Raw genomic sequence first — 5553 nt, 5'->3', positions numbered from 1 at the left:
GACCCCGCAGGAGCGGACAATGGAACAAAGGCTAAGAACGCCACAACGGTGGCAACGCCTTCGTGACCAACACCCTGTTGGCCTGAGGAGGCTCGCGGACCGCCCGCGGAAAGCGTCCGCCTGTAACGGAAATCACTAGATATAAATAGAAGTCTGTCTTATTCTTTAAACTGTTACTTAAATCATCTGTGCTTCCTCAAAGGACCTCCCGCGAAAAGCGTCCACCGTAGCGGAAATAAACGGGTTTCTATGGTTCCCCTTCTTAAAGGACCAGGCATACTTTGACCGGATTTTCTCAAACCAATATAAGATAGGAGTTCCTACAATGACTAATTTAGAGACGGAAACAAGCGACATATTAAAAAGGATTGAAGAAACGATTGATAACCGGAAAGACGAGTATTTGGAAGTGCTCTATAAATTACTTAGAGTTGAAAGTATCAGTGCACAAAACAATGGAATTGATGAGGCCTGCATCATGCTGAAAGAAGTTATGGAGGATGCTGGAATTGAAACAAAAGTCATTCCATATAAGAAAAATCCATTCATCTATGGTGAGATAATACGAGACCCTAAAGCATTCACTTTATTAATCTACGGACATTATGATGTCCAGCCCCCAGACCCGATTGATGAATGGGTATCTCCACCATTCGAGCCAACGATACGTGACGGAAAGATATATTGTCGTGGAGTCGGTGATAATAAGGGACAATTAATGGCTCAAATACTTGCCGTTAAGAGTTACATAGACACAGTCGGGAATTTACCAATTAATATTAAGTTTATTTTTGAAGGAGAAGAAGAAATTGGGAGCCCAAATTTAGCTTCTTTTGTTGCTGAAAACAAAGAATTATTGAAAGCCGATTTGGTTTATACATCGGATGGACCGAAGCACGACAGTGGAGCACCCTTAGTTCTGCTCGGTGTAAGAGGGATGACTTATATTGAACTCACAGCAAAAGGGGCAGAGTGGGATAATCACTCTGGGAATAAAGGCAATATTGTTCCGAACCCAGCTTGGAAAATAATTGACTTGCTTAATACCATGCGGGATTCGGAAGGTCGTATATTAATAGAAGGTTTTTATGATAATATACGAGGTATTACTAAAAGAGAAGAAGAAATCATTCGTAGTCTTCCTTTCGATAAAAAGAATATTGCAAGTCAAATTGGATATGAAGACTTTGATATGGAAAAAGAAGATTACTATCGAAAACTGACACTTGAACCTACGTTTAATATCGCTGGATTCACTAGCGGATATGGAGGGGAAGGGTCAAAAACTATCATTCCGTCAACTGCTGTTCTAAAAATGGACATTCGTCTTGTGGTCGATCAAGACCCTGATGATATTTACGAAAAATTTTCAGCACATGTAAAAAAGTATGCACCGGATATTGAAGTGAAAAAATTAGCAGCAATGAAACCTTCTAGAACCTCTTCTAATTTAGAAATAGTTGATGTTATTACAAATGCTGTTAGAAAAGCTTTCAGACAAGAACCTGTTCTCCAACCGAGTATGGGTGGGAGCTTACCAGATTATGTCTGGACTGATGTGTTAGAGACGCCATCCATCATCATTCCTTATGCAAATTTTGATGAAGCTAACCACTCACCGAATGAAAAAATAGGAGTTGAAGATTTTATTAATGGCATTAAATGTACATGCCATGTGATTGAAGAGATCGCAAGCCGTTAATATTGGATTTTAAATAGACACTAAAAACCAGTAACACTGACCTCAAGGAAGAAAGGATGAAAGTAATGATTATAAATCCAGATGATTTAAATGAAAAAGATACCTATAAGCTCTTGATTGGTGCAGTTGTACCAAGGCCGATTGCATGGGTATCTACAGTATCTAGTGATGGCAAACAGAACTTAGCTCCATTTAGCTTTTTCACAGTGGCGTCTAGAAATCCTCCTATTCTTGCAATCACAATTGGTCAAGGTACTAATGAAAGAGAAGGAACCATTAAAGATACATTAATGAATATTCGCAAGCAGAAGGATTTTGTAGTTAACATCGCAACTGTAGCACTTGCAAATGAAATGCACCGAAGTGCAGAAAACCTCCCAAGTGATGTGAGTGAATTTGACTATACGGGACTGACACCAGTGGCAAGTGAAGTAGTTAAGGCGCCACGAGTAGAGGAAGCGCCAATTAATATAGAATGCGTTTTGCATGATGTTATTAAGCTAGGAAATGATCATCTAGTCTTGGGTCGAGTCGTTCGCTACCATGTTAAAGACGAACTTTATGAAGATGGAAGGATTAACGTAGAAAAGCTTGCTCCTATTGGCCGCTTAGCAGGAAATTACTCTCTAGTGGAAACGATTTTCTCATTACCAAAGGATGATTTAAAAGACTTTTTAACGAAATCTTTTGATAGGAATAAGGAAGAATAGAAATGCAAAAAGCGACTGAATTATATCTTCAGTCGCATCCTTTTGGTATGTTTAAGAAATAAATTCTCATTAAATTACATCTTCTTTTCCTAACATTGGTACATTTACTTTAACGGTATCCGGATATTTTATTCCAGCACCTGTATTTAAAGCAACCACGGTTTCGCCTTCTTTAATCCATCCCTTTTCTCTTAATCTACGAATTGCTACAAATGTAGAAGCTCCTTCGGGACAAATGAAAGCACCTTCTAAGCGTGCAATTTTTGCCTGTTCATCTATCATCGACTGATCGTCAATCGCAATGGCACAACCTTCAGTTTTGTAAATGGCATCTAACACTAAAAAGTCTCCCAATGCTTTAGGCACATTAATACCGAAAGCCAGTGTCCTGGAATTTGGCCAAAATTCAGATTCATACTTCTTTTCTTCCCATGCTTTTACAATAGGAGCGCAGCCTGTCGCTTGAACAGCTACTAATCTAGGTAATTTACCTTTTACCCAACCTAAATATTTCAATTCTTTTAAGGCTTTATATATGCCGATTAGACCTACTCCGCCACCCGTAGGATATAAAATGACATCTGGCATTTCCCACCCCATTTGTTCTGCTATTTCAAGCCCCATTGTTTTTTTACCCTCGATACGATAGGGTTCTTTCAAAGTTGATGCATCGTATAGATTATGATCCTTTACAGCTTTGGCGACGATTTTTCCAGCGTCACTGATTAATCCGTTTACTAAATAGAGTTTAGCTCCTGATAAAGCTACCTCGTTCCTGGTAATGACTGGAGCATCAATTGGCATGACAATCGTTGATTTAATTCCTGCTCTTGCTGCATATAGAGCCCAGGCAGCACCCGCATTACCGTTTGTTGGCATCGCAAGTTCCTCAACACCTATTTCTTTTGCTTTGGATATTCCTACTGCAGCGCCTCTAGCTTTAAATGTCCCTGTAGGAACAAGTCCTTCATCTTTCATATAAAGATATTTCACATCCATATCTTTTCCTAGGGTAGGCATAGCAACTAAGGGTGTCATTCCCTCTCCAAGCGAGACGACATATCGTTCGTCTTCAACTGGAAGTAGTTCATGGTACCTCCATAAAGTATTTTCTCTTGTTGAAAAATCTTTGGGATTAACATCCTTCATTAATTCATCCCAATGGTAATCAACTAATAAAGGCGATCCACACGTACATAACTGATGTTGTTCTTTAGTATCATAAGTATTTTCGCATTTGGGACAATAAAGATGAGAAATATAACTGTATTTCAAATTACAACACTCCCTTCAAATTAAAGTTACTTTAACAAACAATTATCTGAATTACAACAAAATTTAAAATATTAAAAGTGACTTATAATAAATAGATTGAACCTTAAAAATTAAACGTTTAGTATTAAAAGTACGATTATTTAATAGATTATAGAACCAAATCTTAAAATTTTTGATAATTTTCTAGAATAGCGTTAGGAGAATGTACTTGATGATTGATAGCTTAAAAAATAAGACAGTTATTCGCATTATTCCAGGATTGATATTTTGTTTAATCGTCATGTTGGTTGGGATTTATGGTGCACACCTTATTGGAGAGTTATTGTTGGTGACAGGAGTCTTACCTGAAGGAAGTTCGAGTCCGATATCTGGTATTTTCGTGACGATTCTACTCGGGGTAGCCATCCGAAATACGATTGGATTAAAAGGTCTATTTATGAAAGGAATTGGCTTTTCGGTCAAATATGCTCTACGTGCAGGGATAATTCTGCTCGGCTTACGATTAAGTCTTACAGAAGCACTAAAACTTGGTGCATGGGGACTTCCACTAATTGTTGCATGTATTTCAGTGGGTTTATTCGTCACTCTGTATTTTACTAAAAAAATGAATCAATCACCTAGGTTAGGAACTTTGATTGCCACGGGAACTGGGATTTGTGGTATTACAGCAATCATGGCCACAGCGCCTGTTATCAAAGCGAAAGAAGATGAAATTTCGTATGCTGTCGCGAACATTACGATTTTCGGTTTACTTGGAATGCTTTTTTATCCCTACCTTGCAAATATATTTTTTGCTGAAGATCCGATTAAAGCAGGTTTGTTTTTGGGAACCGCTATTCATGACACAGCTCAAGTATCTGGTGCTGCGCTCATTTACAACCAAATGTACCATACTCCATTAGTAGTAGATGTTGCAACAATCACTAAGCTGACGAGAAATATGTTTATAATCGCTGTGATTCCGTTTGTTTCATATCTCTTCTTTCGAAGTAATCGAAAAACAGAAATAGCGGAGGGCGAAGCAGGTCAACTTCCAAAGTGGTATAAGCTATTTCCAGTTTTCATTCTAGGATTTTTATTCTTGTCATTTATGCGTACGATTGGGGATGTAACGGTCTCATCTACAGGATTAGCTTTCGGATTGTTTGATCCAACAGTATGGAAAGACTTCTATAGTTTCTGGAGCTCATTTGGTTCAACATACTTACTCGGATTAGCAATGGCGGGAGTAGGCCTTTCGACAAACTTGAAGATCTTTAAAGGAATGGGTATAAAACCTTTTTACATTGGCATGATTGCAGCTTTTTCAGTGGGTGCTGTTAGCTTGATCCTAATTTCAATCTTTGGAGATTTAATTGTGATATAAATCAAGTAACTGCTAACCCGAAAATATTTAATAATGATAGTGGCAGCTGAGATTTCCTCAGCTGCTTATTTTTCAAAATAAGAAAGTATATGAATTTAGTGAGCCATGAATCCAGTATTCCCGGTATTTTAAGGAGTAGATTCTAGTATGATACCGCGGAAAGCGTCCACCTGCAACGGAAATCATACCGGAACCCAAAGTTGATACTGTGACTCTCTTAAAGGACCGGGCGCACTTTGCCCAGTTTTTCTAACGAGATAAGAAAGTATATGACTATAGAGTGCCAAGAACCTCATATTCATGGTGTTTTTAGTATATGGAGACTTACATGATAAATCAGAATTTCTTTAATTGATTCTCGTTAACCCATTATTGTGAGTCGTGATTTCCTATTTTAGATGCACAAGTTTCCTCTCAGTAGAAGTCCTATCAGAATATTGTAAAATATGACGCCTTTTTATATGTATTTTTATTAATTTGTTGATTTTTAAAAGGAGAAT

4 protein-coding genes are annotated in these 5553 nt (G+C 37.9%); 3 read left to right on the top strand and 1 reads right to left on the bottom strand.

The genetic code is table 11. From position 1 onward, the window contains the following. Positions 1–325 precede the first annotated feature (325 nt). Positions 326–1702 (top strand): M20/M25/M40 family metallo-hydrolase, encoded by a 1377-nt coding sequence (locus B371_RS0101940; protein WP_019412633.1) that lies wholly within the window; start codon positions 326–328, stop codon positions 1700–1702. A gap of 56 nt (positions 1703–1758) precedes the next feature. Further along, entirely contained in the window at positions 1759–2412 is a 654-nt protein-coding gene (locus B371_RS0101935) for a flavin reductase family protein (RefSeq protein WP_019412632.1), read from the top strand. A 69-nt stretch (positions 2413–2481) separates the two neighbouring features. Here B371_RS0101935 and B371_RS0101930 read toward each other — a convergent pair whose 3' ends face one another. After that, positions 2482–3687, bottom strand: a complete 1206-nt coding sequence (locus tag B371_RS0101930; RefSeq protein ID WP_019412631.1) for a threonine synthase — start codon at positions 3685–3687, stop codon at positions 2482–2484. A 211-nt stretch (positions 3688–3898) separates the two neighbouring features. On the opposite strand from B371_RS0101930, the gene B371_RS0101925 reads away from it, so the two are divergent. Then, positions 3899–5053, top strand: a complete 1155-nt coding sequence (locus tag B371_RS0101925) for a YeiH family protein (RefSeq protein WP_019412630.1) — start codon at positions 3899–3901, stop codon at positions 5051–5053. Positions 5054–5553: the final 500 nt, after the last annotated feature.

The sequence above is a fragment of the Paenisporosarcina sp. TG20 genome, from assembly GCF_000286315.1.
Lineage (GTDB): Bacteria > Bacillota > Bacilli > Bacillales_A > Planococcaceae > Paenisporosarcina.
This window is presented reverse-complemented; position numbering and strand designations above follow the sequence as displayed.